The following is a 25513-nucleotide window of genomic DNA, read 5'->3' as shown; positions in this document are numbered from 1 at the left end:
ATTTGTTGTTAAGCGCTTATGCGGTTGGCAAACACACTATCGGTCACTTGGTCGTCGGTTGCAGGAGAAGTCGATCCTGGTGATTTCATTTCCATCGAAACTTTGCGGCTGTTTCAGCCGCAGCTGTATCGGGCTATTCGACAAAATAAAGCAATTCTTTGTGAACAGGCCCCCTCATCAGCAAGGCAAAAGAACGAACTTGGTTCCGAGCTGGATCATGTGTTTTTTAACTCAATTCCGGAGGGGCAGCATTCTCGCTATCGAAGAGTAATGATGCGGCTTTTTCCTTTTTTAGAAGGCGTTTGGAATAACGTTCATTACTCTGGGCACAATTGGGCGCAAGAGCGGCGAATTTGTTCAACTAATCATTTCGATGTTTATTTTAGATTCACTATTAGTGACGACTCTCTGCGGAAAGCTGAAATTGACGCCTTGATTGAGCGTGCGGGTGATGAAGTATTTATCAAAAATACACTAGTTGCCGCATTAAAAATCAAACGGTCTAGCGGCAATACCAAAGCGGCGCTGATTCTCGATGAATTGAATCTACACGCCGATCGGGTTGCTGAAAACCATATTCCGCCACTTTTATCAGCAATTTTTAGTCTTGGCGATAAATTGCATGTGGAAGAAGACCGTGCCGGGGCATTCGATATCGGACATAATCAACTTCGAATACATTGGTTGCTTCGGCGCTTAACCAGGGATAGGTTTTCCTTATCCGAGCGCTCTTCGATGTTCTTGCAAGCCTGCGAAGTCGCTTCTATTGGATGGCTTATGGATTTTACGCGTTCAGCTTATACGGATTATTATCCTAGGGAAGGCAACGAGCCATCATCAGAGGCCGATTGCCTTACAACGCGAGAAGATGCGGAAAAATTAAAAGCATCTCTAGTACCCAAAATCGTGGAAGCCGCTAAAACAGGGGAATTGTTAGCATCTCCAGATTTGCCATATTTACTTTATTGTTGGGTAGATTGGGGAGATGACGACGGCTTAGCTGTTAAAACTTGGACTAGGGAGCAGCTTTTAAACGATGAAACGGTCACTCGCTTTGCCGATGCATTTACGTCATATTCCTGGAGTCAAGGGTTTGGAATTGGTGGACTTGGCGATCTTGTTGCCAAAAAAACAGTACGAGTTCAGATCAAACATTTAGATCAGATTATGGACCGTAGTTTTTTCATGAGTCGATTGGAGGAGATTGAATGTAAATACGGCGAAAATACTCCTACAGTCATAAAAGAGTTTTTGGACGCATGGCGATTGCTGGAAAAAGACGGCGAATAAGGGGGAGGTGTTCGCCGCATCGTTCGTGTTGGTGCGGTTCGTAAACTCACCACACCCAAATAAATCGAAGTCCGCCCATCCATCAAGCGTCGGCCCCACAAAGCATCCATGATTTAACCCACCTTATCCCCTCAGCAACCGCCTCGCCAGCAAAGCCTGCATGTCCCGCCGGCCGTCGGCGATCAGATAAACATAGACTTGTCGGGCTATGATGCGATAGTCGATGCGGTAGGGTTTGAAGAAGACTTGGCGGTATTCTTGTACACCGATGGCCGCTAGCTCTTTCGGGAAATTGCCGCGTTCCGGGAAACTCGCCAAATCGTCCAGCGTTTGTAATAACTTGTCCAAGACGACGTCGGCATTGGCCGGCGAATCGAATTCGGCGATGTAATCGTACAGGCTTTCCAAATCCTGCTCGGCACCGCGAGTCAACAAGACTTGATAAGATGCTTCGGGCATTAGCTGCTAGTCTTTTTCGCGCGAAGTTGGGCGGCTACTTCGGCCACGGGTTTGACGTTGCCGCTCTCGATTTCCCGGTTGCCCAAGGCCAATATTTTCAATAAGGCCAGGGTTTCCTGGGTTTCCTCGTAGGAGGCCACATCCTGCAATACCGCCTTGGCTTCGCCGTTTTGGGTAATGACCAAAGGTTCGCGGCATTCGGCCAGTTTTAACAGCACTTCGGCGGCGTTGGCTTTCAGGTAACTGATCGGTTTGACTTGAGATGAGTAACGCATGACTGCCTCGAACTTTTTAGAAAGGACTTAATATAGTCTTTAAAAAGTTCTTAGGCAATGCTTGCGCGTGTAAAGCAAGTAGGTTCGATTTCTCCGTCTCTTCCCCGTAAAATCCCCTACTTTATCCCAGCGATCCCAAACGCGATGACAGAAACCGAGCTCGAAGCCGCACCCCAATACGACCTGTCGGCCGTGGTCATTCCATTATTGAAAGGTGTGGTCTATCAGGAAAGCGACGGCGGTTTGTGGAATGCCTTGCTGAATCTGCAGGCCAGGGTGCGGGACTAAATCTCGGTGCTGGGATTGGAGTTGGTGTTGGACGAAGCCGAGGGTTATGCATTCTTGCGTTCGCGCCAGACTGACGTCGAAGACGACGATGCGGCCCCCAAGTTGCCGCGTTTGATTGCGCGCCGGCCGTTGTCGTTTCCGGTCAGTTTGCTATTGGCGCTGCTGCGCAAGCGTTTGGCCGAGTTCGACCGCAGTGGCGGCGAGACTCGGCTGGTCTTGTCGCGCGAGGACATCGTCGAATTGATCCGGGTGTTCTTGCCGCAACGCAGCAACGAGGCTAGGCTGATCGATCAGATCGAAACCCATATTAATAAGGTGGTGGAACTGGGCTTCTTGCGCAAGCTCAAGACCATCGCCAATCAAGCCGCCAGTTACGAGGTCAGGCGGATACTCAAGGCTTTTGTCGATGCGCAGTGGTTGTCCGAGTTCGACGCCCGATTGGCCGAATACCAAGCGCAATGGGTTGGCGGCGGGGAAGGCGGAGAGTGATCATGCGTAGATTTATCCGTATCGCCCTTTCCCGCTGGGACAATGCCATTAGGTATATCGTGGTTTATCCCCCTCTTTTGCAAAGGGGGAGGCAGCTGAAGCCAAGCGATATTTCCACCGTTAGACAGGGCTTCCATTCCGTTTTACAGCGTCTCAAGCCAAATTCCGCTACGCCATGACCATCAATAACGACCTGCAACTGTCGCTGGATTTCGTCGACGACGACACCCTGTCCGGCTTCCGGCTGCAACGTCTGGAAGTCTATAATTGGGGAACCTTCGATGGCCGGGTTTGGGTCTTGAACTTGAATGGCCGCAACGCTTTGTTGACCGGCGACATCGGTTCCGGCAAATCCACTTTGGTCGATGCGGTGACCACTTTATTGGTGCCGGCCCAGCGCATCGCCTATAACAAGGCGGCCGGCGCCGATGCCAAGGAGCGTAGCCTGCGATCCTATGTGCTGGGCCATTACAAATCCGAGCGCAATGAGGTCAGCGGCAGCGCCAAGCCAGTGGCCTTGCGCGGCGACAACAGTTATTCGGTGATCTTGGGCGTTTTCCACAACGCCGGCTACGATCAGACCGTGACGCTGGCCCAAGTGTTCTGGATCAGCGACCGCCAGGGCCAGCCGGCGCGGCTGTTCGTCGGCGCCGAACGGGACTTGAGCATAGCTCGCGATTTTTCCGACTTCGGTAGCGACATCGGTCAACTGCGCAAGAAGCTGCGCGGCTTGGGCGCGGAGTTGCATGACAGCTTTCCGCCTTATGGCGCCTGGTTCCGCCGTCGTTTCGGCATCGACAACGAGCAAGCGCTGGAATTGTTCCATCAAACCGTGTCGATGAAGTCGGTCGGCAATCTGACCGATTTTGTGCGCAGCCACATGCTGGAACCCTCGGAAGTCGCGCCGCGCATCACCGCTTTGATCGCCCATTTCGACGACCTGAACCGCGCCCACGACGCGGTTTTGAAGGCCAAGCGGCAGATGAGCCTGTTAACGCCTCTAGTCGCCGATTGCCAGCGTCACACTCAACTCAACGAGCAAACCGAAACCCTGCGCGCCTGCCGCGAAGCCTTGCGACCGTTTTTTGCAGGCCTGAAGCGCGGCTTGCTGGAAAAACGGCTGGCCGGCTTGGACGAGGAATTGGCCAAGCAGAACGCCCAACTGGAGCGGCTGAGCGAGCGCAAGCGACAACAGCAAATGCAGGCGGGCGAACTGCAACGCCATATTGCCGCCAACGGCGGCGACCGCATCGCTCAATTGGGATTGGAAATCGAGCGTCTGCAAGATGATATGGCCCGCCGCCGCGATAAATCCGCCCGCTACGAAAAACTGCTGCAAAGCTTGGATTTGCCGGCACCGGTAGACGCCGAAACCTTTCTGGCGCAGCAAATGCGTTTCGCCGAACTGCGGGAAAGCGCCGCGGCTCGCGAAGCCGATCTGCAAAACCAGGCTAGCGAAATCGGCGTGGCGTTTGCGCAAGGCCACAACGAACATCAACTCCTGCAAGCCGAATTGACCAGCCTGAAGGCCCGGCGTAGCAATATCGACGATGCGCAAATCAAAATGCGCCAGGCGCTTTGTGAAGCGCTGAATCTGGCCGAGGACCGGATGCCGTTCGCCGGCGAATTGATCCAGGTGCGCGATGAAGACAGGGATTGGGAAGGCGCCGCCGAACGCATGTTGCGCAATTTCGGTCTATCGCTGCTGGTGCCGGATGCGCATTATTCGGCGGTAGCCGATTGGGTGGATCAAACCCATTTGCGCGGCCGGCTGGTTTACTTCCGGGTCAGGCCCGGCCAGCGCGCCGAGCTGCCGGAGCCGCACCGCGATTCGTTGGCGCGCAAATTGGCGATTAAACCCGATTCGGCGTTTTACGATTGGCTGGAGCGCGAGATCGGTCACCGCTTCGACGTAGCTTGCTGCGCTACCCAGGAGCAATTCCGCCGCGAGCAAAAAGCCATCACCCGCGCCGGCCAGATCAAGGCACCCGGCGAACGCCACGAAAAAGACGACCGCCACCGCCTGGACGACCGCAGCCGCTATGTGTTGGGCTGGTCCAATGCCGCCAAGATCGCCGCGCTGGAAGCCAAGGCCAAGCTATTGGAAAATCAGCTAGCCGATCTGGCCGGTCGCTTGGCCGACATCGCCAAAGCACAAGCCACGGTCAAGGCGCAATTGGAAACCTTAAGCAAGCTGGGCGAATACCGCGATTTCCGCGAACTGGACTGGCAGCCTTTGGCAGCGGAGATTGCTCGGCTGGAACACGAGAAGCGCGAGCTGGAAGCGGCGTCCGATCTGCTCAAGCAACTGACGGAGCGGCTGGAAGCGCTGCAACATGCTATGGCCGATACCGAGCACGCGCTGAACGACAAAATCAAGGAAATCGGCGCCACCGAGTAACGCAAACAGGCCGCCGAAGCGTTGCTGACGCAGACTTCCGACATCCTGAACGAAGCCGGCGACGCACACGCCGCGCATTACCCGGCTCTGGAAGCGCTACGCGGCGAAGTGCTGGCCGAGCGGCAAGTAACGGTGGAGTCCTGCGACAACCGCGAACGCGAGATGCGCGATTGGTTGCAGACCAAAATCGAAAACGAGACCAAAAAGCTCAATTATCTGCGCGACAAGATCATCGACGCGATGCGCGGCTATTGCGCGGCCTTCCCGCTGGAAACCCAGGAAGTCGACGTCGGCATCGCCGCTGCCCAGGAATATCAAACCATGCTGGAAGGTTTACAAAGCGACGACTTGCCGCGCTTCGAGGCTCGCTTCAAGGAATTGCTCAACGAAAACACCATCCGCGAGGTCGCTAACTTCCAGTCGCAACTGGCCCGCGAGCGGGAAACCATCAAGGAGCGCATCGCCCTGATCAACGAGTCCTTGACTCAGATCGACTACAACACCAACCGCTTCATCGTGCTGGAAGCGCAACCGACGCCGGACGCCGACGTGCGCGACTTTCAAAGCGAGCTGCGTGCCTGCACCGAGGGCGCGCTGACCGGCTCCGACGGCGAGCAATATTCGGAAAACAAGTTTCTGGAAGTCAAAAAAATCATCGAGCGCTTTCGCGGCCGCGAGGGCCAGGCCGAGCAAGACCGGCGCTGGACAGCCAAGGTTACCGACGTACGCAATTGGTTCAATTTCGGCGCCAGCGAGCGCTGGCGGGAAGACGGCAGCGAACACGAGCATTATTCCGACTCCGGCGGTAAATCCGGCGGCCAGAAGGAAAAACTGGCCTACACGATACTGGCCGCCAGTCTGGCTTATCAGTTTGGTTTGGAATGGGGCGCGGTGCGTTCGCGCTCGTTCCGCTTTGTGGTCATCGACGAGGCCTTCGGCCGCGGCTCCGACGAATCGGCGCAATACGGCTTACGGCTGTTCGAAAAACTCAATCTGCAACTGTTGATCGTCACGCCGCTGCAGAAAATTCACATCATCGAGCCCTACGTCGCGGCGGTCGGCTTCGTGCATAACGAGGAAGGACGTGCGTCCAAGCTGCGCAATTTGAGCATCGAAGAGTATCGTGCCGAACGCGCGGCACGCGGCGGATGAGCAAACCGGTCTGGACCTTGCCGGCCGAGTTGCGCGCCGAACTGGACAAACGCTGGCAACGCGGGCAAATCCTGACGGAAAGCCTGGCGCCCAGCGGATTGTTTCCGTTGCGCATTCCTTTAAAGTCACCCAGCCCGGCGCAATTGGCCGCCGATTTCGCCGCCGTACAGGTTTGAGTGGAGCCTTGGTTGGCCGTTGACGCCAAGCATTTTGCCGTCGAATGGCGCGACATCAATCATCGGCTGTCGGGGCGCAACCGTTTGCCGGCGGCGGTGGTTTTCGACAAGCCGGACGACGCGGCGGCGTATTTGAAAAAAGCGAAGGAATTGGCGGTTTTCGGGCAATTGGCGGCATCGCTGGTTGACGATTTCGCCGCCCTGCGGCCTTGGTTATTGAAATATCCGTTACGCGTCTTGGAGCACGCCGACGAATGGCAAAAATTGTTGAGCGTGGCCGGCTGGGTCGTAAAACATCCTCGGCCAGGCATTTATCTACGCCAAATCAGCCTGCCCGGCATCGACAGCAAATTCATCGAAAGCCGCAAGAAGTTGCTTGGCGAATGGCTGAATTTGCTGTTGCCGGCCGCGGCGATCGATACCGCGCAAACCGGCGTAACAGGCTTCGAGGCGCGTTACGGCTTTTTGGCGAAGCCGGCGACGATTCGCTTCCGCTTGCTGGATAGTCGGCTACGCATCGCCGGCTTGAGCGATCTGACGGTGACCGCCGGCGAATTCGCGACTTTGAATTTGCAGGTCAAGCGGGTATTCGTCACCGAAAACGACATCAACGGCCTGGCATTTCCGAACGTTCAGGGCGGCATGGTGATTTTCGGCAGAGGCTACGGCTTCGATGCCTTGGCGCAAATCGAATGGTTGAAGGATAAGGAAATTCACTACTGGGGCGACATCGACACCCACGGCTTCGCGATTTTGAGCCAGTTCCGCCAATACTTTCCGCAAACCCGCTCATTGCTGATGGACCAAGCGACCTTGTTGGCGCACCGCGAGTCCTGGGTTGCGGAAACCGCTCCGGGCCGCGCCGATTTATCCGGTTTAACCTTTGAGGAAAGCGCGCTGTACGACGCGTTGCGCGATAACCGTTTCGGCCAAAACCTGAGGTTGGAGCAGGAGTATGTCGGTTTTGCCGCTCTCGGCGCGTTGCTGACGCGGCTCCAAGCGGAAACCTAGCTAGGATGAAGTGGAACCCGGCATTCAAAGCGGCAAAAGTTTTCCCAAGCGCCGGGCAATTTCAAACGATATGGATAAAGATTTTCTCGTTTTCGGCGGCGCGTTTGAGTTTTTCGAACAGCGTTTCGAAAGCCGCCCGGCTGGAGCCGACGAAATCGGCAGATTTCGATTTCCCAACCAGAATGCAGCCTTCGGTATCCTTGGCGCTGTTGCCGGGATGTATCCGGACGCCGTCGAAATTCGGCACGTTTAGCAGTAGCGGCAACGGTTTTTTAAAGCGCTCGGAAAAATTGATGATGATTTCGTAGGAGCCGGCTGGAATCGCGGTCATGCCCTTGACTTTGACCGGACGGACTTTGTCCTCCAAGGTGTAACATTCGAAGGCTCCGTTAATACTTAGTTCGCCTATCGTGCTTTCGTCGGTGAATTCGACGCGGGTCAGGTTCAGCTCCATGTAGCCTCCTCGAAGCTAGGAATTTCAACAGGGGGGTCTCGTCGGATTTCGGTACGGCGGGCGGGCGATTATTTCTCTTGAAACACTGGGTTTGTCAAGCGGTAGCGATTTTCGCCGAGCGCGCGGCTTATTCACGCTGAATTCTAATCGCAGACCGACCAATTCGGCTAAGTGTTCCGGACGCAGATTCCCCGCCAAAATCCTCCGACAATGCATTAACATGCCGGCCTCAACCAACCGGGGAGTTTTATGAATTTAACCGAGGCGATCTTGCGTAAGGGTAAAACCTTGTATGAAGACGATGACTACATCCTGCTGTGGACCAAGTTTTTCGGGCTGAGCATTCTGGCGCTGACGTCGTATTTCGTTTACGTCAAGGCCAAGCATAGTCTGTTGAAATTGAACGGCCGGGAAAAGGCTTATTTGATGAGCGTGTCGTTTTATCTGACCAAACAGCACGGCGTCAGTCCGCGCGCGGTGTTGGACGACACCTATTTATTCAAGGATTTCGCCCAGGCGATCGCTAATCGCGGTAGCGAAAGTTATCAGAATTACTTTAAGGAACCGAGCAAGGACAAGGCCAAGCACTACGCGGTTCAGTCCGGGCGGCGCTACAGCAAAAAAAACCAAAAATGAACGTGGGCTCCGCCACAGTGGCGGAGCCGGATTGAGGTCGGCCTAGACTCTGACGTCGATGCCGCCGGCCGGCGTGGCGGCCGATTCCAGCAGTTTCAGCGCGGCCTGGCCTTGTTGCTCCTGCAATTCCTTGGCTTTGTTCAGCACGGCGACTTCGAGTTGTTGGCCGGTTTTTTGGTTGGACAATTGCGTCGCGAACGCGGCGATGGACGGGACGGAATCCAGCATGGCGATACCTCGTTGAGTTGGGGCCGGCGATAGCCGGCCTGTCTGGTTAGCGGACGATGGGCCGAAAACTTGAGGGTTACCCAAATTCAATCCGGCCGGGTTTCAGCCGGCGGGGAAGAAAATTGCCGCCAAGCCGTTCAAGGTTTCCCGGTCGGGTCGGTCGGCGTAGACCGCATGGCCGGGTTGATCCGGGCGCATGCCGCGCACGAACAAATATTTGATGCCGCCGAAATGGCGTTGATAGTCGTAATCCGGCAGGCGTAGTCGTAAATAACGATCCAGTACCACGCTGTACAACCAATATTGCAAACCGTAGTTGTGTTCGCGCATCGCCAACGTGAGCGAGTCGTGGCCGTAATCGGCTAAGGTGTTGGTCTTGTAATCCATCAGAAAATATCGGCCGCCGTATTCGCAAACCAAGTCGATGAAGCCGGTTAGATAGCCGTTCAGACGTTTTGGAGCCAGGGCTTGATAGGTCGGACACCTGGCCAACAGCCGGTTGATGTGGGCGGTATCGATAGGATAGGCTAGCGACAGATAAAACGGCATTTCCTTGATGCAGCGCTCGGCCGGTAAATCCGCTAGCCGAAACTCGCCGTTCGCGGCTAACGGCGTGCTGACTGTCGCGGCCAGCAGCTGGTCAAGCAACTCCGGTTGAGTCAGGTGTAGTCCGTGGCGCAGACAAGCGATGTCGCGCGGCCGGCCCAAATCCGCGCCGGCGGCCAAGGCTTGAAAGCTCAGCGTCTCCAACAAACTGTGTACGACGTTGCCGGTGGCGGCGCCCTTGGGCAGGCCGTTGGCTTCGACGTAGGCGTCGGCCGGTTCGGCGGCCTTGTCGGCCGGCAGTTCCGGAGCGGCATCGTGGCCGGATTCGGCCAACGCGGTATAGCTGCTCATTTGCCACAGGCTACGTAGGTCTCGGGTTTGCCGACGGTATTCCAGCGAGGCAACGGCGCTCGGCCGTTGCGGTCTGGCCGCCGGAATCAAAGTCGCGCCGGCATCGCTTGCCAACAGGCGGTGTTCGAAGCTGGCCGGCTCGGCTTGGGCCAGACCGGCCAAGACTTGCCGTTGACCGGCGAAATCCAGATCGGCGAACTCGAATAAGTAAGCCATCGCCGACTCGTTGGGCCGCTCCTTGCCGCGTACGTCGGCCCAAAACAAATAGCAGCGGTATTTGGCGCGGGTGACGGCGACATAAAACAAGCGCAGGTCTTCGGCCAGTTCTTCCCGCAAGGCGAGTTCTCGGCGCCGCTCGAACTCGGCGGAACCCAAATCCGCCATCATCGCGCCGTCTTCGTGGCATTGCACCAGCCAGCGCTCGTTTTTCAGCCGGTCGCTACGCCGCCATAAGTCAGGGCAGAACACCACCGGATATTCCAGACCCTTGGCGCTGTGCGTGGTGACGATCTTGACCGCGTCGGCATCGCTTTCCAGCCGCAATTGCCGATCGTCGCCGTTGTCGCGCTCGGCTTGCAAGATCGCGCGCCGCAACCAATCCAGGGTTTTGTGGAGCGCCAGATGCTCGTCCAGCGCGGCTTGTTGCAGACGCTCGGCCAAATGGTGAATATTGGTCAACGCTCGCTCGGCCTGGATTTGTCCGGACAACCGGGTTTCGACGCCCTCGCGCCGTAGCAGTTGCTGTAGCATCGCCAGCAGCCCGTGGCGCTGCCAGCATTGCAGATAATCCTGAAAGCGATTCATCCAGCCGTCCAGCGCGGTTTCGTCTTGCAACAAGCGGTAAAGCGCCTGACCGGTCAAACCGAACCAGGATACGGTCAGCGCCGATTTCAAGGCTTCCAACTGGCCGGCTTGCGCCACGGCTTGCAGCACGGCATGTAATTCCAGTGCTTGTTCGGAAGCAAATACCGACTGCTTGCTGTTCAATACGGCGGCGATGCCGGCGCTTTGCAGCGCGGTTTGGTAATCGGCTGCCGCGCGGTTGCTGCGGACCAACACCGCGATGTCGCCGGCCGCCAGTGGGCGAGTCTGGCTGTTTTCGACGATGGTACCGTCCGCCAGCAGCCGACCGATTTCGGCGACGGTCGCGGCGCGCAGCCGTTCGGCGACTTCGTTGGAACTGCCCTGCCGCGCGGTCCAGTGTGCCTGTTTGTCCGAATGTTTATCCAACTGCCACAACACCAGCGGCGCGCCGTCGGCGAGCTTGCCGTCGGCGTTACCTCGGCCGGCCTGGACTGGGTGAAAGTCCAGTTGCTCGAATAAAAACGGTCTTGGCCTTTGAAACAGCCGGTTGACGGCGCCGACCAGATCGGGATGCGAGCGCCAGTTGTGGGATAGTGTGTAATGTTGCGCGGCTTGGCGCTGGGCGGCGAAATAGGAAAAGATGTCTGCGCCGCGAAATTTATAGATGGCCTGTTTAGGATCGCCGATCAAATACAAATACAGATCCGGCGCGCCAAACAGGGTCGAGAAGATTTGCCACTGGTGCAGGTCGGTGTCTTGAAATTCGTCGATCAACGCGGCCGCGAAACGCCGGCGCAATTCGGCGATCAACAATTCGCCGTTGGCGCCGGTCAGCGCGCCGGCCAGCCGGACGATCAAATCGTCGAAGGACATCAAATTGCGCTGTTGCAGCAAGCCGTCCAGCGTGGCGCGTAAATCTGCCAACAGCGCGGCGCGCAGTCCGGTTTGCAGTTGGCCGGCTGCCGCGGCCAAGCCATCGAAGGCTGTCGTATCGACGCCGAGACCGTCCAGATAAGCTTGTTTCTGTTCGGCCGGCGTTTGCGGTTTGGCCTTACTGGTCTTGAACTTGACGCCGTTCAAACCGCCGAGCAGGGCTTCGCGGGTTAGGCCGTCCAGACTCGGCAGTTCGGCCGCGCGGTCGGCCAGCCAGGTTTTCCAGGCCTCAAAGCGCGCCGGAAAATCGCGGACGAAGCTGGCGCTGAACAGGCCCTCCGGGAAGGCGGTTTGCAGCGTGGCGGCCAGCGTCGCCAAACCGCTGCTGGCGGCGGCAATCGCATTGTCCAGTTCGGCTAGTTGTCTATCCAGATCGGTGTCGGCCGGTTGAAAGGCTTGCTGACCGCCGACCCGGACGACGCTGGCCAGTAGGCTATCCGGCGTCGGAAAAGCACGGGTCAGCACCGCGATTTGCCAGGCAGGCCGGTCGGCGACCCGGCGGCGCCAGAAATCGTCGGCGCATTGCTGTTGCAGTTCGGCGATATCGCCGCTTAATTCGCAATCGAACAACTGGCCGCTGGCCAGCGCGTGCTCGGCTAGGGCGCGCTGGCAGAAGCCGTGGATCGTGAAGATCGCCGCCTGATCGATGTCCAGCAACGCGGCGTCCAGGCGTTGGCGGACGATTTCCGGCGCTAGCCCCAAGCCGGCCAGCCAAGCGGCGATCGTCGAATCGGCGGCGGCGGTTGGGTTCACTACGGCCTGGCGGGCTTCGGCCAGACGGGCGCGAATACGCTCCTTGAGTTCTTCGGTAGCCGCTTTGGTGAAGGTCACCACCAGTAACTGCTTGATGTCCAGTTCGCGTTCGACCACGAAACGCAATACCAGCATCGCGATCGTGTAGGTCTTACCGGTGCCGGCGCTGGCCTCCAACAGATTGATGCCGGTATTCAGCGGCGTGGCGATCGCATCGAAGGCTTCATGCGCCATGCGCGGCCCTCCAGATCGGTTGCAGCCAGTCCCGGCACGCGGTTTCGAAGTCGGGGTCGATTAAGCTGTCCAGGTCGCGGTAAGCCAGCAACTGAGCAATCTCCGGCTCGTAACCCAGCGCGACCGCGTTGACGATTTGGTCCAGCGCGGCCTTGCGCGCTCGCTCGGGTTCGTCGTGCGGCAAGTAGGCCAACGCGGCTTCGCTGAAAAACGCATCCGGCCGACGCCGGCCTTGCTCGAACAGCCCGAGCCAATAGGGTAGTTGGGCGGGATCGGCCAGGTCAGGGGAAAAATGCAGTTCGGCGTCGGCGGCCAATAAACAAGTCGATTGTGGCTGCCGGCGATTGATCAGCAGATGATGCAACCAGGCGGCCAGCAGGTCGCGGCCTTTCAGTTTGCTGTAACGGTACAACAATCCGCCGTTTTCGTAGAGATTGCCCAATTTGCCGACCAAGCGTAAATCGCCGACGCTCAACTCCAAATGCTCTGCCGGCAGCGCGGCACCCAAGGCCAGTGCCCGAATCCGCTCGGCGAATTCGGCAACGCCCGGTTCGCGGCGCCGCCAAGCGAGTTCGCCGGGACCTGCCGCCGGCCAGAGGCCCCGGGCTTGCAGCTTGGCCAGCGAAAACGGCCGGCCGGCCAACTCGGCGGCCACCCAGTCCTGAGCGATTTGATAGTCGTCCAGGCCGTCCACCGCGAACGGCTCGCGTTCTTCGGCATCGGCAATCAACACCGGCAGCCTTACGTCCAGTTGCCGGCGCAGAAAATAGCGTTGCGGATGCTGGAAAAAATTCAGTAATTCGACGATTTCGACGATAGCCAACGGTTCGGCTTCCAATTCGCCCCGCCACCAGGCTTCGGTCGGGCGGCGCTCGCCGCGCAATTGTGCGGCGGTTGCGCAATCGTGGCCGGCGTAGCTGAACAAGGTCGGTTCGGCACCGTTGAAATAGCGCGGACTGAAGGCATGCAGCGGATGACGGATGACCGGATCGGCCAAGCCGTAATGGTCGCGCAACACGTCCAGCAATTCGCTGACGATCGGCGACGGCGGGATTTCGCTGTTGTCGCGTTGCGATTGGCCAACGTAAGTCAGAATCAGCCGGCGCCGCGCCGACAGCAGGATTTCCAGAAACTGGTTGCGGTCGTCGGCGCGCCGGGAGCGGTCGCCGAGGCGGGGATGTTCGGCCAGCAGATCGAAGGTGGGTTGGCGGTCGAGTTTGGGAAATTCGCCGTCGTTCATGCCCAGTAAGGCGATGATTTGACACGGAATCGAACGCATCGGCAGCATCGAGCAGAACGTCAGCTGGCCGCGTAAAAAGCCGTTACCGGATTTGGTTTCGTCTAGGCGTCCGCTCAACCAGGCGACGACGACGCTCAAGGCCACCGGCTGGTCGTGAATGTCGGCTAGTTCGGCGAGTTCGGCCAGCAAATCCTGCAAGGGCTGGCGGTCGGCCGGATCGGCGCCAGCCAACAGGCGGCCCGCGTAAAAATCCAGGGTTTTGCACCATTCCGCCAGCGACTTGGCGGCGGCCAGTTCGTCGCCGGCCCGAAACAGCAGTTTCAGAAAGTCGGCCAGTCCGCCCAGCGCGGCGGCCGAAGCGCCTTCGATGTCCGGGTAAGGCAAAATGCCGTCGATGAAATCGGCGTCGGCCGCCGCGTAACCGACAAACAGCCGCTCCATACTGGCCTCCCAGGTATTTTGGGCAATCGCCGGCAAACCTTGGCTCCGTTTGGCTTCGGCCGAGCGCCCCCACCGGACTCGGGTGTCGAGCAGCCAGTGGCGAATCAGTTCCAGATCGTTGCCGTCCAGCTCGAAACCGGCGGCGACCAACGGTTGCTCCAGCAAATCCAGCACCGCCTGCCAGCCCAGCCGGCTTTGCGATAAGGCCAGAAAACGCACGAAGGCATCCAGCGCGGCGTTGCTGATTTTCAGGCTACGATCGGCGACGGCGTGCTGAATATCGTCGAAAACCGCGCTGATGAAGGGGGCGTACAATTGAATGTCCGGCGCCATCACGACAATGTCGCGCAAGGCCAGATCGGCGTCGCTTTCCAGCGCGTCCAGCAACAGATTTTTTAGCACTTGGACTTCGCGCAGCCGCGAGTGGCAGGCGTGTATGCTCAAGCTGGCGTCGGTCGCTCGCGGGCCGGCGGCGCCGGCATTGGCGAGGATGTCGTTTTGCAGGCGGCCCAACAAGCCGGCGGTGTCGGCGCTTTCGAAGCTGCTGGGTTCGAAGGCGAACTCGACTTGTTCCAACAGCATTTGTTGAAATTCGCGGCCTTGCTGCCCCAGTCTGACCAATAGAGGGTGGCCGTCGAATTCTTGAAGTTGCGCCAACAGCCGCTTGCCGGGCAGGTCGGCCCAGTAGCCTTGCACCGGATTCAGCAGGTAGAGATGCACGTCGCAATGGCGCGACAAGGCTTGCAAATAGTTCAGTAGCAACGGCGGCAGGCTGTTGACGCCGAACACCGAGACTCGTTCCGGTAAATCATGCTGCCAGGTGCCGGGCGGAGCGGTGTTCAATTTGGCGATCGTTTCCAACCAGTGCTGGCCGCGATGTTTGCCGCCGGCAGCCGAGAGGCGGCGCCACAGCGCGGCTTGCCAACGTTCGTTGTCGTTGTCGTACAACGTTTGCCGACTTTGCCAGGCGCTCAGTAGGTCGGGTCTGAGCATCTGGTATTGGTCGAATAGCCGGGCCAGTTGCAGTGCGAGTTGGTAGCGTTTCAAATCGACGTTGTCGCCGGCTAGATATTGGCGTGGAGCCTGATAGACTTCGTCGTCGAGATCGCGTAGCAAGGCTTCGAAACGCCACAGCAGGCGTTGGCGGTCGAAATCGGCATCCGGTAGTTGCTCGTGCAGCCGAGCCGCCAGTTCCCCGAAAAACTTGGCCGGAAACAGATAGCGAAAATGGCCCCAGACCTGAAATCGTTCGGCCAGTTGTTGCGACAGCCAGCGTTCCATGCCTTGGCTTTGAATCAGGAAAATTTCCGGGGCGAACGGCGACGCCAGCGGTGCCGCGCCGATGACGGTCGCCAAATGCTCCAGCAGGTTTTCAGTTTTGTTGGAGCTGTGCAGAACGAACATCGGCGGTGGAAAAAATGATTTACAGGCGGCGTAAGCTGGGTAATAGTTTTACAGTAGCGTTTAACCGACAGGAATACAATGAGAAAACTTTTCTGCCTTCTAACCCTGTGTCTGGCCGCCGAAAGCTGGGCCGGCGTTTATAAATGCACCGATGCTTCCGGCCATACCAATTACCAATCCTCGCCCTGCAACGAGGAACACAAGGCCGAGCAGGTCAATACCATCACCGGCGGCAAAGTGGATTTGACCGCCAGCGAGCGTTTGCAGGCCGAGGAAGCCGAACGGAAGAAACAGCAATCCTTGCAGGAACAGGCCGAACAACAGGCCAAGCTGGACGCGATCGTCCAGCGTAAGCAAGACGCCAAGGCGCAAGCCGAATTGACGCAGGCGCTGATCAAGCAGAATCCGTTGCAGTTTTCGGCGTTTGCGATTCCGCCTTACGATCCCGAAAAATTGCCGGCTCAGGTCAAGCCCTTCGAAAGCCGATTGCCGGATGTCGAGAAATTCCGTCGGCTAGCCGCGCAAAAAGCCTTGAGTAGCGGCGAGTGTCAACGGGTCGAAGCCGACGAATTGACCGCCAAGAGCAAGCTGGAACAATTGGTGTTTTTGATCAATTGCAGCAGCGGTAAGACCTTTACTTTCACTGAATCGGAATTAAGTCCACCATGACCTCCAGCAAAATCGTGCTGATCACCGGCTGTTCGTCGGGTATCGGCTACAGCACCGCCTATTACTTACGCGAGCGCGGTCACCGGGTAATCTGCTCGGCGCGTAAACCCGAAGATGTCGAACGCTTGCGGTCGGAGGGATACGAATGCCTGCAACTGGATCTGGCCGATTCGGCCAGCATCCAGGTGGCCGTCGCGGCCTTGATAGAACTGACCGGCGGTCGAATCGACGCCTTGTTCAACAACGGCGCGTTTGGCCAGCCCGGCGCGGTCGAGGATTTGAGCCGCGAGGTGTTGCGGCATCAGTTCGAAACCAATTTATTCGGTACTCACGAATTGACCAATCTGATCTTGCCGCTGATGCGCAAGCAAGGGCATGGCCGGATCATTTACAACAGTTCGGTGCTGGGTTTTGTGGCGATGAAATTTCGCGGCGCGTACAACGCCAGCAAATACGCGTTGGAAGGTTTGGCCGATACCTTGAGATTGGAGTTGCGCGGCAGCGGCATCCACATCGTGCTGATAGAACCCGGTCCGATCAAGAGCAATTTCCGGCAGAACGCTTTCGCGCTTTACCAAAAATACATCGATCCGGAACACAGCGCGCATCGAGACACTTATCTGGCGATGGAAGCCCGACTGCAAAAGCAAGGTCCGGCTTCGCCGTTTACATTGCCGGCGACGGCGGTGGCCGAAAAAGTCCGCCATGCGTTGGAGTCTGAAAAGCCGCGCAGCCGTTATCCGGTCACACTGCCGACCTATGTGTTCGCCTGGTTGAAACGGCTGTTGCCGACGGCTTGGCTGGACCGCTTGCTGGTCAGCGTCGAATAACATTGGTATTTTAAAGGAAATGGCCGTTTTCGAGGTCATTTAGGGGTAATAAACGGGTCGCAAACCGCATGATCTATGCTATTATCCCGGCCCGACATATGGCGGTTAACGCGGTCTATTAACCAGTCTATGTTCTTAATAAAAACAACTGTGAGGTTTATTACATGAAAATTTTCAAAAGTGCTGTTGTCGCTTTCTCCTTGGCTGTCGCGATGGGTTCTTTTTCGACTTCGGCCAGCGCCGAGTCCGACAAAGGCCGGGTTAGTTATAAGCCAATCGACGCGGTCAACATCGTGATTGAGCGCATCAGTGCAGCCGAAGCCGCAATCAACAACGGCGCGGAAGACGCCGAAGTTGCGGCTCTGATCAAAAAAGCCGCTGATTTCTCAGAAGAAATCAACGCCAACGACAAAGTTTCCAGAGAAAACTCCAAAGTCAGGGGTCACCTGAAAGCAGCCATCACTTCCGCGAAATCGGCGAACCTGCAAGAAGCGAAAGAGCATTTGGCAAAAGCTAAAGCCGGTACCGAAGGTCTGAAAAAATTGCTGTAATGTTTTTTAACAGGGTGCCTTTGGCACCCTGTTTTTTATCCCCCGTCGGTTTCGCGCAACGAAAACGGCATCTCCGCCAATTTATTTTCCAGCCAATTCAACGCATCGGCGGCGCTTCTCAACGTAGAAGAGTCCCAGTCGGGTTCGGCGTGTTTTGTCAGTAGGTCCCACCGAGCCAGCAGGTTCTTCAGTTTGCCGGCATTGCTGACGCTGAAATGCCAACGAGCCAGACAAGCGTCATACCAATCGTTTCCGCCACCCACGGCGATTTGCCGACGTAAGCCCTGTAATTGTCCGAGTACGTTCTCGATCATCGGCACTTGAGTGCCTATCCAGCTTTCGACTTGAGTTTCGCTAATCGCCGCTATCGATCGACCGGGGTTGTCGGAGACGATTTTCAAGCAATGGATCAATTCGCTGCTGCCGAAGCGGACGGCGGTTTCGTAAAACGCCGACGCTTCCATGTCATATAAGGCGTCTTGGAGGTATGCCGTGTTCGGTTTCGACGAGGTGATCAGGCTGGCGGTCGGGCAGAGAAGGTCGAACGGCAGCTGCGGAAAGAAACAGCGGCCGGTGTCGGCGTCGACGACCTTGTCGGCCAAACAGACGTGGCCGATCGGATATTCCGGATGACCGGCGACGCCGAGATTAAGCAATACCGGATTAGTTACCGGCCGCAGGGCTAAGGCATACGCCACCGCGCCGGCCATCGCCGTTTTGCCGATACCGCTGACGACCACGGTGCCGGCAGGGCCGGTGTACATCGAAAATGCCGAACTGTCGGAAGTCTTTTTCAGACTCCAGGCGCGGATCAGCGGTTTGGCTTCGCAGGCGAGCGCGGTAAAAACAAAGCGGTAAGGTGCAGAGTGGGTCACATTTTTCGAGAAAATTATCTTTATTAATTAACAGATTGTTGAAGCTTATTAATAACTCACTTAAATTTAGACTTCGTCAATTTGAAAAGGAGACGTACCGTGATCGCATCCCATTCGTCAGTGACCGAAACCACATCCACCCATCTGCACTGGGTTGAAGCCCTGCGCGAGGAACGTAGCGCGCTTTGGTCCCTGTATTGCCAAATCGCGGAAATGAAACCTTTCAGCGACGCTGGTCAGGTTAGGCCGATGCTATCCCAATTCTCGCAACTGCTGATCGATTACGTGTCGCTTGGTCATTTTGGGATTTACGAGCACGTATTGAGCGACGCTAAAGGCGCGTCGGAATTGCTGTCTTACGCAGGCAAGATTTATCCGGTGTACTCGAATACCACCGAGTCGGCGGTGACGTTCAGCGAACGCTACGACGACGGTCGGCGCAATTTCAAGACCGACAATTTAGCCAGCGATCTGTCCGAACTCGGCGAACATCTTGCCGAGCGGATGGAACTTGAAGACCGGCTTTGTTCCATGCTGTTGCATTGACCGATCTTCGCTACCGCCGATCCAACGCCGGCGGCAAGCTATTTCGTTTCATCGCCCGAGGTGCCGGAAGCCGAACCGCTGGCACCTTTGACGAACAAGTCTTTCATTCGGCTGAAGGCCGCCAGTAGCGTTTTATCCATCACCACTTGATTGCCGATCGAAACGATGACCCTGGCCAGCTCCGGTATCCGGGTTTTGGTCGCCAACATGTAAATCGGCTGTACATACAGTATCGAATTGCCCATCGGCAATATCACCATACGGCCTTTCCGGACTTCGGAGCCTTGTTGGTTCCATAGCGTGAATTGGGCGGCGATTTCCGGATTTTGGTCGATCAGCGCATTGACCTGGGATGGACCGTTGACCTGGACCGCTTTGGGAAACTTGAATATCGTCAAGCCGGGTTGGTAGCTGTGATCGCAATTAATCGGGTCCATCGTGCCGGCAACGCCTACCATGCTCAAATTGTCTCTGTGCACCGGCGTCATTGGATTGATCATGACGAATTCTTCTTCGTCGTTACAGCGGTCGAAGTCCATCGTAATGAAATAAGGCAACACCGATTGGCCGTCCACGCTAGCGTATTCCCAGGTTTCGGCCTGCTCGTAGAAAAGCTCCGGGCTGCGCTGATGATACTTTGCGTAGATCTTCATCTGCATGTAGTACAGATCGCGCGGATAACGCAAATGTTGCAGCAGTTGGTCCGGCATATCCTTGAGCTTTTTGAATAGCCCTGGATATGCCCGATTATAGGCGGCGATAATCGGATCTTTGGGATCGGAGATGTAGTAATCGACGTCGCCGTCATAGGCGTCGACAACGATTTTCACCGAATTGCGAATGTAATTGAATTTATGCTTGCCGTCCAAATAATCGTCGGCGGCCGGCTTGGAGACCGGATAATAGTTGGATAGCGTGTAAGCGTCCTGAATCCAATAGAGCCGGTCTTTGTCGACGACCAGATACGGGTCTTTATCCAGATGTAGGAAGGGTGTCAGCGCGGTAATCCGCTCGTCGATATTGCGGCGGATCAACACCTTGCTTTGGTTGGAAATATTCGGCGAAAAAAAGATCTTTTCGTCCCGCAAATAAAACGCCAGCAACATTTTCCGAAAATACGATGGAATCGGGATGCCGGATTTGCCTTCGTAGTTGCTGCTGTCGCGCGAGCTGGAAATGTCCTTGACCGTTAAATTGTTCGGTACGATCGCGTATTGATACTTTTCCTGACCGTAGTAAATATCCGGGTGCGTGACCGAGAAGCCAACTTCGGAGCTCATGTTCAGGTCGCGCAAATACCAAACGATAGGGATGCCGGCGTCTTGAGCGGCCGGCGAAATCACCGCGCCGTAACCGTGCGTATAGCGCAAGTGTTTGTTTTCCCAGTTTTGCGCTTCCTTGGGCAGGCGTTCGATATTGACCTCGCGTGCGGCCAGATTGACTTGTTGATGATGGCCGTTGATGAAATATCGATCCTCGTCAACGGTCGGAAACACGTAATACGGCCGTATGCCTTGCAATTGCATGTAACTGTCGATCAAAAATTCGCGGTCCCAAACCGGAATATTTTCGAAATGCTTTTTGGTCGACCACTCTTCGATGTCCTTGGTGGCGTCCAGATTGACCTGAAAATCAATAGTTTTGATATTGTTCAGGTCGTATGCCGCCAACGTGGCGTCGATGTTACTCAACATCGATTCGCTTTCGGTACGCGTAAAATTGGGCTTGACGATGAATTTCTCGATCATCTCGGGAATAGAATGCGTGTGTTTCAAGCCGCCCACGCTCAGTAAACCCAAGGTCGCCAGCACCGCCGGCACCTTGCTGCGATGGCGTTCGGAAAACACGTAGAACAGCGCGGCTGCGGCGATCGCTACCACGAAGAAGATTTCCAGCCAGATCAGCGGCAGCTGATAGTGCAACTCAACGAAGCCGGGGCCGAAAAACACCGGTTCGTTGCTGTCCACGTACAGTAGCGAGAAACGCTCCAGCAAATATCCCCAGATCACGAAAGCAACGACGAACAGGAACAGTGCGCCCAGATGGATTTTCGCGCCAAGCGGGAATTCCTTGCTCTGGTTGGGAACGAAGATGTGCTCCAGCCAATAGAGCACGCCGGTGGCCGCCAACACTAGAGTGGCGGTGATCAGCAACTCTTTCTGAATCAGTATGTAGATCGGGTAGGCAAACATGTAAAAGCTGACGTCGTTGCCGTAAACCGGATCGATGACGCCCGACGCGTTGCCGAAAAAAAACAGCAAGGCTTGTTCCCATTGCAGATAGAACGGTACCGCGATCGCGATCGCCAGTAGCAGGGATACCGGCGTGTAGATCTTGGTCGAGCCGCTCATGAAGATTTCGGCGAAGCGTTGGAAGCGTTTACGTTTGCCGTCGTCGAGCAGCACCTCGTCGGGTGGATTTAGGCCCAGGTAGCGGGAGGCGATCCAGAAATGGAACATGAAGACGGCGAAGAAGAATACCGTCACGGCACCGGAGAAGATGAAGCGATAAAGTAATCTCAGCCAAAAATAGGGTTCGAATTCCAGCGAACGAAACCACCACAAATCGACAAAAAAATCGAGAAACACGAAGTAAAACGCGACGTATGACACGACAACGGCGACCAAGGTCGCCGCCACGAACGCGGGTAACAGTTTCCAGTTACGCATAATTTCCTCTTTGCTTAGATTCCGGCACCGCCGCGATGGGCGCTTTGCCGCGCGGTCGGTGATTAGAGATCGCCCCCAGCCAAGCATTCTAACACCCAAATCCGGATTGTGACCTTTCGGGGTAAGGGACTCGGTTGGCGTAATAGGGCGTTGTTTAGGGGTAGGAAAAAGAGTATGGTCGGCGTCAATAACGAGAGCTTATCGATTAAGCCAATCACAACGAGGAAGGGGGGAACTCATGGGTACATCCATGTCTATCGACGCCGGCAGACGCCGGTTTTTAAAGTATTCCGCCCTGGGCGGTGCGTGGGCGGCTTGTCCGCGATGGGTGAGTGCCGAGACGCTTCGAAATGCCCCGACGGCCGGTTTCCATCCGGACGTCGAGCTGGACTTCACGGCCAAGCTCGCTCGGGTCGAGATATTGAACCAAGGACCGGCGACGGCGGTGCAGAAATTTTTCGGTACTGTGCGCAAGGGCCCGGCGAATAGCCTCGTGCAATTGCCCAACAACTACCTTGGGCCGATTTTGAACCTCCAGCAGGGCCAGAAAGTACGGGTTTATTTCACCAATCAGCTTAGCGAGGCCACAATCATACATTGGCACGGCTTGCATGTTCCGCAAAGCAGCGACGGCCACCCGATGTATACGATAGCGCCGGGCGGGCAGTATGTGTACGAGTTCGAAGTACGTAACCCGGCCGGCACCAGTTTTTACCACTCGCACGCGCATAATCTGACCGCCGAGCAGGTCTATCGGGGATTGTCGGGGTTGATCGTGGTCCGGGACGTCGAGGAAGCCAAGTTGGATTTGCCGGACGGAGACTACGACCTACCGCTGGTGATACAAGATCGAAGCTTCGACAACCGCAACCAGCTCCGTTATGTACACGGCATGCCGCAACGGATGATGGGCTTTCTCGGCGATACGATTCTAGTCAACGGCAAGCCGAGCGCCGGGTTTCAAGTCAAATCCAGGGCCTATCGGTTCAGGGCCTTGAACGGGTCCAATTCCCGAATTTATAAGCTGGGCTGGGACGACGGCACGCCGCTGACCGCCATCGCTACCGACGCCGGTTTACTGGCCCGGCCGGAAACCCGGCCCTATCTGATGTTGGCGCCTGGCGAGCGTATCGATTTGTGGCTGGACTTCAGCGGCCGCGCGGTCGGATCGAAATTGACGCTATATAGTCTGCCGTACAGCGGGGCGATGCCGGCGATGTACGAACGGATGGGGCACGGAGGCATGATGCACGGCGGTATACACCAAGGCGCTAAATTTCCAATCGCGGTATTCGAAGTTACCGAAAAAGTCTCCGATTCGCCGAAATTGCCGGAAAAACTGGTGCCGTTCCGGCGCTTGACCGCCGCCGACACCGACAATGCCGATAGCCCGCTGCCGATCGCGCTTTCGATGCAGCCGATGCGGCCGCTATTGAACGGCATGTCGTTTGCGATGGACAGGGTCGTGGAAGCCGAGAAAGTACCGTTGGGATCGATCAAGAAGATCCGGATTTTTCACGACCATTCCCGCGGCGGTCACCGTGGCGGCATGGGTATGATGGGCGGTATGCGGCATGGAGGCGACGCAGACCCGAACCCCGAGCATGATATGGGGGGAATGGGAGGAGCGATGATGAATATGGCCCATCCGATTCATCTACACGGCCAGCAATATCAGATTCTGTCCCGACATGCCGCCGATACCGATGGCTACGCCAGCGTCAAGGACGGATTTATCGACAGCGGTTGGAAAGATACGGTGCTGGTGATGCCGGGAGAAGTCGTGGAAATCGCCAAACCGTTTCAGGATTATAAAGGCTTGTTTCTTTACCACTGCCATAACCTCGAGCACGAGGATTTGGGGATGATGCGGCAGTTTTACGTTTATTGACGCGGGAGTGGCTCCGAGCGAGGCGCTCGGAGCCGTGCAGCATTATTTTTTGGCGAACATCGACAGGATGCGTTCGCGGTTGATGTAAGCCGCGTACAGCAAGCCGCCAAGCAGAATACCGTTAAACAGTTGACCGAAGAACGACGTGTCCGAGCCGGTCGGTTGCGCCGTTGCGTCGGTTTTCGGCGCTACCGGCGGGGGCGGCACGAAAGCGGCCTGCTTTTTAGTGGTGATTTCCGGCAAGCCTAAACTTTTCCAGGCGTCGTAATCTTGCCAGGCCGGAAATTTGCCTTGCCAGAATTCCTTGGTGAAATAAGGCGCCAGACTCATGCCGTGAACTTTGGGTATGCCCCGTTCGTCCATGAACCCTTTGTAGACGACCAAGCTGATGTCGCCGCCCTCGCCCATGCCGTTGGTCGTGAACGATTTTTCGACGTGGTCGTGGAACATCCACACGCCTTGACCGAAGCTATTCAGGCCGTCGTCGACGCCGTTCAGTTCCAAATCCAGACGTTGCGCCGGCACCATGCCGTGTACATCGCGTTTGATGTAGGAAGACGGGCCGTTATCGACGCCGTCGTAGTGCGTCACCATCGGCTTGTGGCCGTGTATGTGCAGCGCGAAGGCTTCTTCATGACCGTTGAGAACCCGCAGTTTCACCTTTTTGTTTTCTTCCATCAGAATCAACGATTCCCGCAAGGTGTACGGAAACGAGCGCCCGTTCAGCATGAAGTAATCGGGCTTGGCATCGGTGATGTCGTATTCCTGATTCAAGCGGCGCGCCAATAGGCGCGGATCATTGGCCGACCGAGCCATTTCGTGCAATTCCTTGTCGGCGGACTGGTAGTGTAAGTCGTATTCGGCCGCGTACTTTTCCTTGACGGCGACCGAAGGATGGCGAACCTGGCCGTTGCCGACGTTGAAAACTTGCACCCAGTTGTTCGGCCGGTTTTCCTCGACGACGAAAATGCCTTGCAAACCCATCGGAATGTGGACGTGCGGCTGGACGTGGCAATGGTAATACATCGTGCCGGGTTGGCGCGGCTTGATCACGTAAGTTTTGCTTTGGCCGGGCAACACGTCCATTTGGCTGGTTTGACCGACGCCGTCGTTGCCTTCGCCGCTATGATCCATGTAGGGATGGTCGATGCCGTGCAAATGGATGGAGTGCGGAAAGTAATGATTGTTTTCCAGTACGATCCAGACAATGTCGCCCTGCTCGACCCTGATCGTCGGCGATGGCGCTCTAAGCAGAGGGTTGGCGATGGGTTCGTAAAGACTCAGTGTCGACATGTCGCGAGTTTTCGGCGCGAATACCCAGAAGGTCGGTTGAATGCCGGGCGCGATGTCGAAAGTGGTGGTCGGTTCGCGCATGTCGGGCGAATGGCCGTTCAGTTCGGCGATTTCCAGCTTGATGATGTAATGGTCGGGATCGCCGTCGCCGTCCATATCGTTGCTGACAGTCAGCGCGTCGGCGGCCAACTGTGTTTCCATCAGCGTCGCCATCGATATATTGTTGGTGCCTTTGACGAAGGCCGCGACCTCGGCGGGATTATCTGGGTTACACATCCGTGATTCTTGTATTTCCACACCGTCGATCACTTGCGCGTCACGCCATTTGGCATCGGTAAATTCCGAACAAACTTCCTCTGCCGCACCCAATTTAACGCTGGTCGAGCTCGGCAGCTTGTCGGCGACCGCTAGAGCCAGCGGAGACAACGGCAGCAGCAGAGCCCCACACAGCATGGGGATAACCTTTTTATGCATAGAAAAACCTCATAAAGCAGACGACTATCTAGCCACCCGGGTGGCGGCCAAAAACATTAGAAAAGCGCGATACTGTAACCAGAACCCATAGGCAAAGTACAGCAATTCTTTATTACCGGAGCCGCTTGGATAGATGCGGTTTTCGCAAAC

At 56.6% G+C, this 25513-nt stretch carries 21 protein-coding genes and 1 pseudogene; 13 read left to right on the top strand and 9 right to left on the bottom strand.

Annotated features, from left to right (window positions below):
- Window positions 1-24 precede the first annotated feature (24 nt).
- Window positions 25-1290 (top strand): hypothetical protein, encoded by a 1266-nt coding sequence (locus tag A1355_RS22265; RefSeq protein ID WP_157197998.1) that lies wholly within the window; start codon window positions 25-27, stop codon window positions 1288-1290.
- A gap of 123 nt (window positions 1291-1413) precedes the next feature.
- Here the strand turns inward: A1355_RS22265 and A1355_RS22260 are convergent, their stop codons facing one another.
- Window positions 1414-1749, bottom strand: coding sequence for a type II toxin-antitoxin system RelE/ParE family toxin (locus A1355_RS22260; RefSeq protein ID WP_064031471.1), 336 nt, complete (start codon window positions 1747-1749; stop codon window positions 1414-1416).
- Window positions 1749-2024: a type II toxin-antitoxin system Phd/YefM family antitoxin gene (locus A1355_RS22255; protein WP_064031470.1), complete on the bottom strand. Its 276-nt coding sequence runs from the start codon at window positions 2022-2024 to the stop codon at window positions 1749-1751. Before A1355_RS22255 ends, A1355_RS22260 begins: the two co-directional genes overlap by 1 nt.
- A gap of 144 nt (window positions 2025-2168) precedes the next feature.
- On the opposite strand from A1355_RS22255, the gene A1355_RS26345 reads away from it, so the two are divergent.
- The 6 genes and pseudogenes from A1355_RS26345 (at window position 2169) to A1355_RS26330 (ending at window position 7541) form a co-directional block, all read left to right on the top strand.
- The gene (locus A1355_RS26345; RefSeq protein ID WP_231883765.1) at window positions 2169-2312 is read left to right on the top strand and encodes a hypothetical protein; all 144 of its coding nucleotides are present in this window, start codon (window positions 2169-2171) and stop codon (window positions 2310-2312) included.
- Between the two features lie 6 nt (window positions 2313-2318).
- Entirely contained in the window at window positions 2319-2801 is a 483-nt protein-coding gene (locus A1355_RS22250) for a DUF4194 domain-containing protein (protein ID WP_231883764.1), read from the top strand.
- Between the two features lie 175 nt (window positions 2802-2976).
- A complete protein-coding gene (locus tag A1355_RS22245) occupies window positions 2977-5202 on the top strand; it encodes an ATP-binding protein (RefSeq protein WP_231883763.1) in 2226 nt (741 codons plus the stop codon).
- Between the two features lie 21 nt (window positions 5203-5223).
- The gene (locus A1355_RS26340; RefSeq protein WP_231883762.1) at window positions 5224-6354 is read left to right on the top strand and encodes an SbcC/MukB-like Walker B domain-containing protein; all 1131 of its coding nucleotides are present in this window, start codon (window positions 5224-5226) and stop codon (window positions 6352-6354) included.
- Window positions 6351-6908, top strand: a pseudogene (locus A1355_RS26335) (DUF3322 domain-containing protein); the annotation flags it as partial. The gene A1355_RS26340 and the pseudogene A1355_RS26335, both read left to right, overlap by 4 nt.
- On the top strand, window positions 6903-7541 hold the full coding sequence (locus A1355_RS26330) for a Wadjet anti-phage system protein JetD domain-containing protein (protein WP_231883766.1): 639 nt from the start codon (window positions 6903-6905) through the stop codon (window positions 7539-7541). The pseudogene A1355_RS26335 and the gene A1355_RS26330, both read left to right, overlap by 6 nt.
- A gap of 61 nt (window positions 7542-7602) precedes the next feature.
- On the opposite strand, the gene A1355_RS22235 is transcribed toward A1355_RS26330, so the two are convergent.
- A complete protein-coding gene (locus tag A1355_RS22235; RefSeq protein ID WP_064031469.1) occupies window positions 7603-7995 on the bottom strand; it encodes a DUF5675 family protein in 393 nt (130 codons plus the stop codon).
- Between the two features lie 249 nt (window positions 7996-8244).
- Between A1355_RS22235 and A1355_RS22230 the strand changes: the two genes are divergently transcribed.
- Window positions 8245-8631, top strand: a complete 387-nt coding sequence (locus A1355_RS22230; protein WP_064031468.1) for a hypothetical protein — start codon at window positions 8245-8247, stop codon at window positions 8629-8631.
- A gap of 42 nt (window positions 8632-8673) precedes the next feature.
- Here A1355_RS22230 and A1355_RS22225 read toward each other — a convergent pair whose 3' ends face one another.
- The 3 genes from A1355_RS22225 to recC form a co-directional block, all read right to left on the bottom strand.
- Complete coding sequence (locus A1355_RS22225; RefSeq protein ID WP_064031467.1) at window positions 8674-8859, bottom strand: YjfB family protein; 186 nt, start codon at window positions 8857-8859, stop codon at window positions 8674-8676.
- A gap of 102 nt (window positions 8860-8961) precedes the next feature.
- Window positions 8962-12480, bottom strand: coding sequence for an exodeoxyribonuclease V subunit beta (recB, locus tag A1355_RS22220; RefSeq protein ID WP_064031466.1), 3519 nt, complete (start codon window positions 12478-12480; stop codon window positions 8962-8964).
- The gene (gene recC, locus A1355_RS22215; protein ID WP_064031465.1) at window positions 12470-15565 is read right to left on the bottom strand and encodes an exodeoxyribonuclease V subunit gamma; all 3096 of its coding nucleotides are present in this window, start codon (window positions 15563-15565) and stop codon (window positions 12470-12472) included. Before recC ends, recB begins: the two co-directional genes overlap by 11 nt.
- A 78-nt stretch (window positions 15566-15643) precedes the next feature.
- On the opposite strand from recC, the gene A1355_RS22210 reads away from it, so the two are divergent.
- The 3 genes from A1355_RS22210 to A1355_RS22200 all read left to right on the top strand — a co-directional run bounded on the left by A1355_RS22210 (window position 15644) and on the right by A1355_RS22200 (window position 17615).
- Window positions 15644-16234, top strand: a complete 591-nt coding sequence (locus A1355_RS22210; RefSeq protein WP_064031464.1) for a DUF4124 domain-containing protein — start codon at window positions 15644-15646, stop codon at window positions 16232-16234.
- On the top strand, window positions 16231-17064 hold the full coding sequence (locus A1355_RS22205) for an SDR family oxidoreductase (RefSeq protein WP_064031463.1): 834 nt from the start codon (window positions 16231-16233) through the stop codon (window positions 17062-17064). Before A1355_RS22210 ends, A1355_RS22205 begins: the two co-directional genes overlap by 4 nt.
- Before the next feature lie 164 nt (window positions 17065-17228).
- Window positions 17229-17615 carry a hypothetical protein gene (locus A1355_RS22200; RefSeq protein ID WP_064031462.1) on the top strand — a complete coding sequence of 129 codons (387 nt, stop codon included), beginning with the start codon at window positions 17229-17231 and terminating at the stop codon, window positions 17613-17615.
- Between the two features lie 35 nt (window positions 17616-17650).
- Here A1355_RS22200 and A1355_RS22195 read toward each other — a convergent pair whose 3' ends face one another.
- Window positions 17651-18490 (bottom strand): hypothetical protein, encoded by an 840-nt coding sequence (locus tag A1355_RS22195; protein ID WP_064031461.1) that lies wholly within the window; start codon window positions 18488-18490, stop codon window positions 17651-17653.
- A gap of 99 nt (window positions 18491-18589) precedes the next feature.
- Here A1355_RS22195 and A1355_RS22190 point away from each other — a divergent pair, with 99 nt between their 5' ends.
- On the top strand, window positions 18590-19036 hold the full coding sequence (locus tag A1355_RS22190) for an Rsd/AlgQ family anti-sigma factor (protein WP_231883761.1): 447 nt from the start codon (window positions 18590-18592) through the stop codon (window positions 19034-19036).
- Between the two features lie 38 nt (window positions 19037-19074).
- On the opposite strand, the gene A1355_RS22185 is transcribed toward A1355_RS22190, so the two are convergent.
- Window positions 19075-21705 carry a UPF0182 family protein gene (locus A1355_RS22185; protein ID WP_064031460.1) on the bottom strand — a complete coding sequence of 877 codons (2631 nt, stop codon included), beginning with the start codon at window positions 21703-21705 and terminating at the stop codon, window positions 19075-19077.
- A gap of 250 nt (window positions 21706-21955) precedes the next feature.
- Here A1355_RS22185 and A1355_RS22180 point away from each other — a divergent pair, with 250 nt between their 5' ends.
- The gene (locus A1355_RS22180; protein WP_064031473.1) at window positions 21956-23596 is read left to right on the top strand and encodes a multicopper oxidase family protein; all 1641 of its coding nucleotides are present in this window, start codon (window positions 21956-21958) and stop codon (window positions 23594-23596) included.
- 42 nt (window positions 23597-23638) lie between these two features.
- Here A1355_RS22180 and A1355_RS22175 read toward each other — a convergent pair whose 3' ends face one another.
- Window positions 23639-25363, bottom strand: a complete 1725-nt coding sequence (locus A1355_RS22175; RefSeq protein ID WP_064031459.1) for a multicopper oxidase domain-containing protein — start codon at window positions 25361-25363, stop codon at window positions 23639-23641.
- Window positions 25364-25513: the final 150 nt, after the last annotated feature.

It is taken from the genome of Methylomonas koyamae (assembly GCF_001644025.1).
Classification (GTDB): Bacteria; Pseudomonadota; Gammaproteobacteria; order Methylococcales; family Methylomonadaceae; genus Methylomonas; species Methylomonas koyamae_A.
Note: the sequence above shows the minus strand (reverse complement) of the source record. Positions and strands in the feature narration are given on the sequence as shown.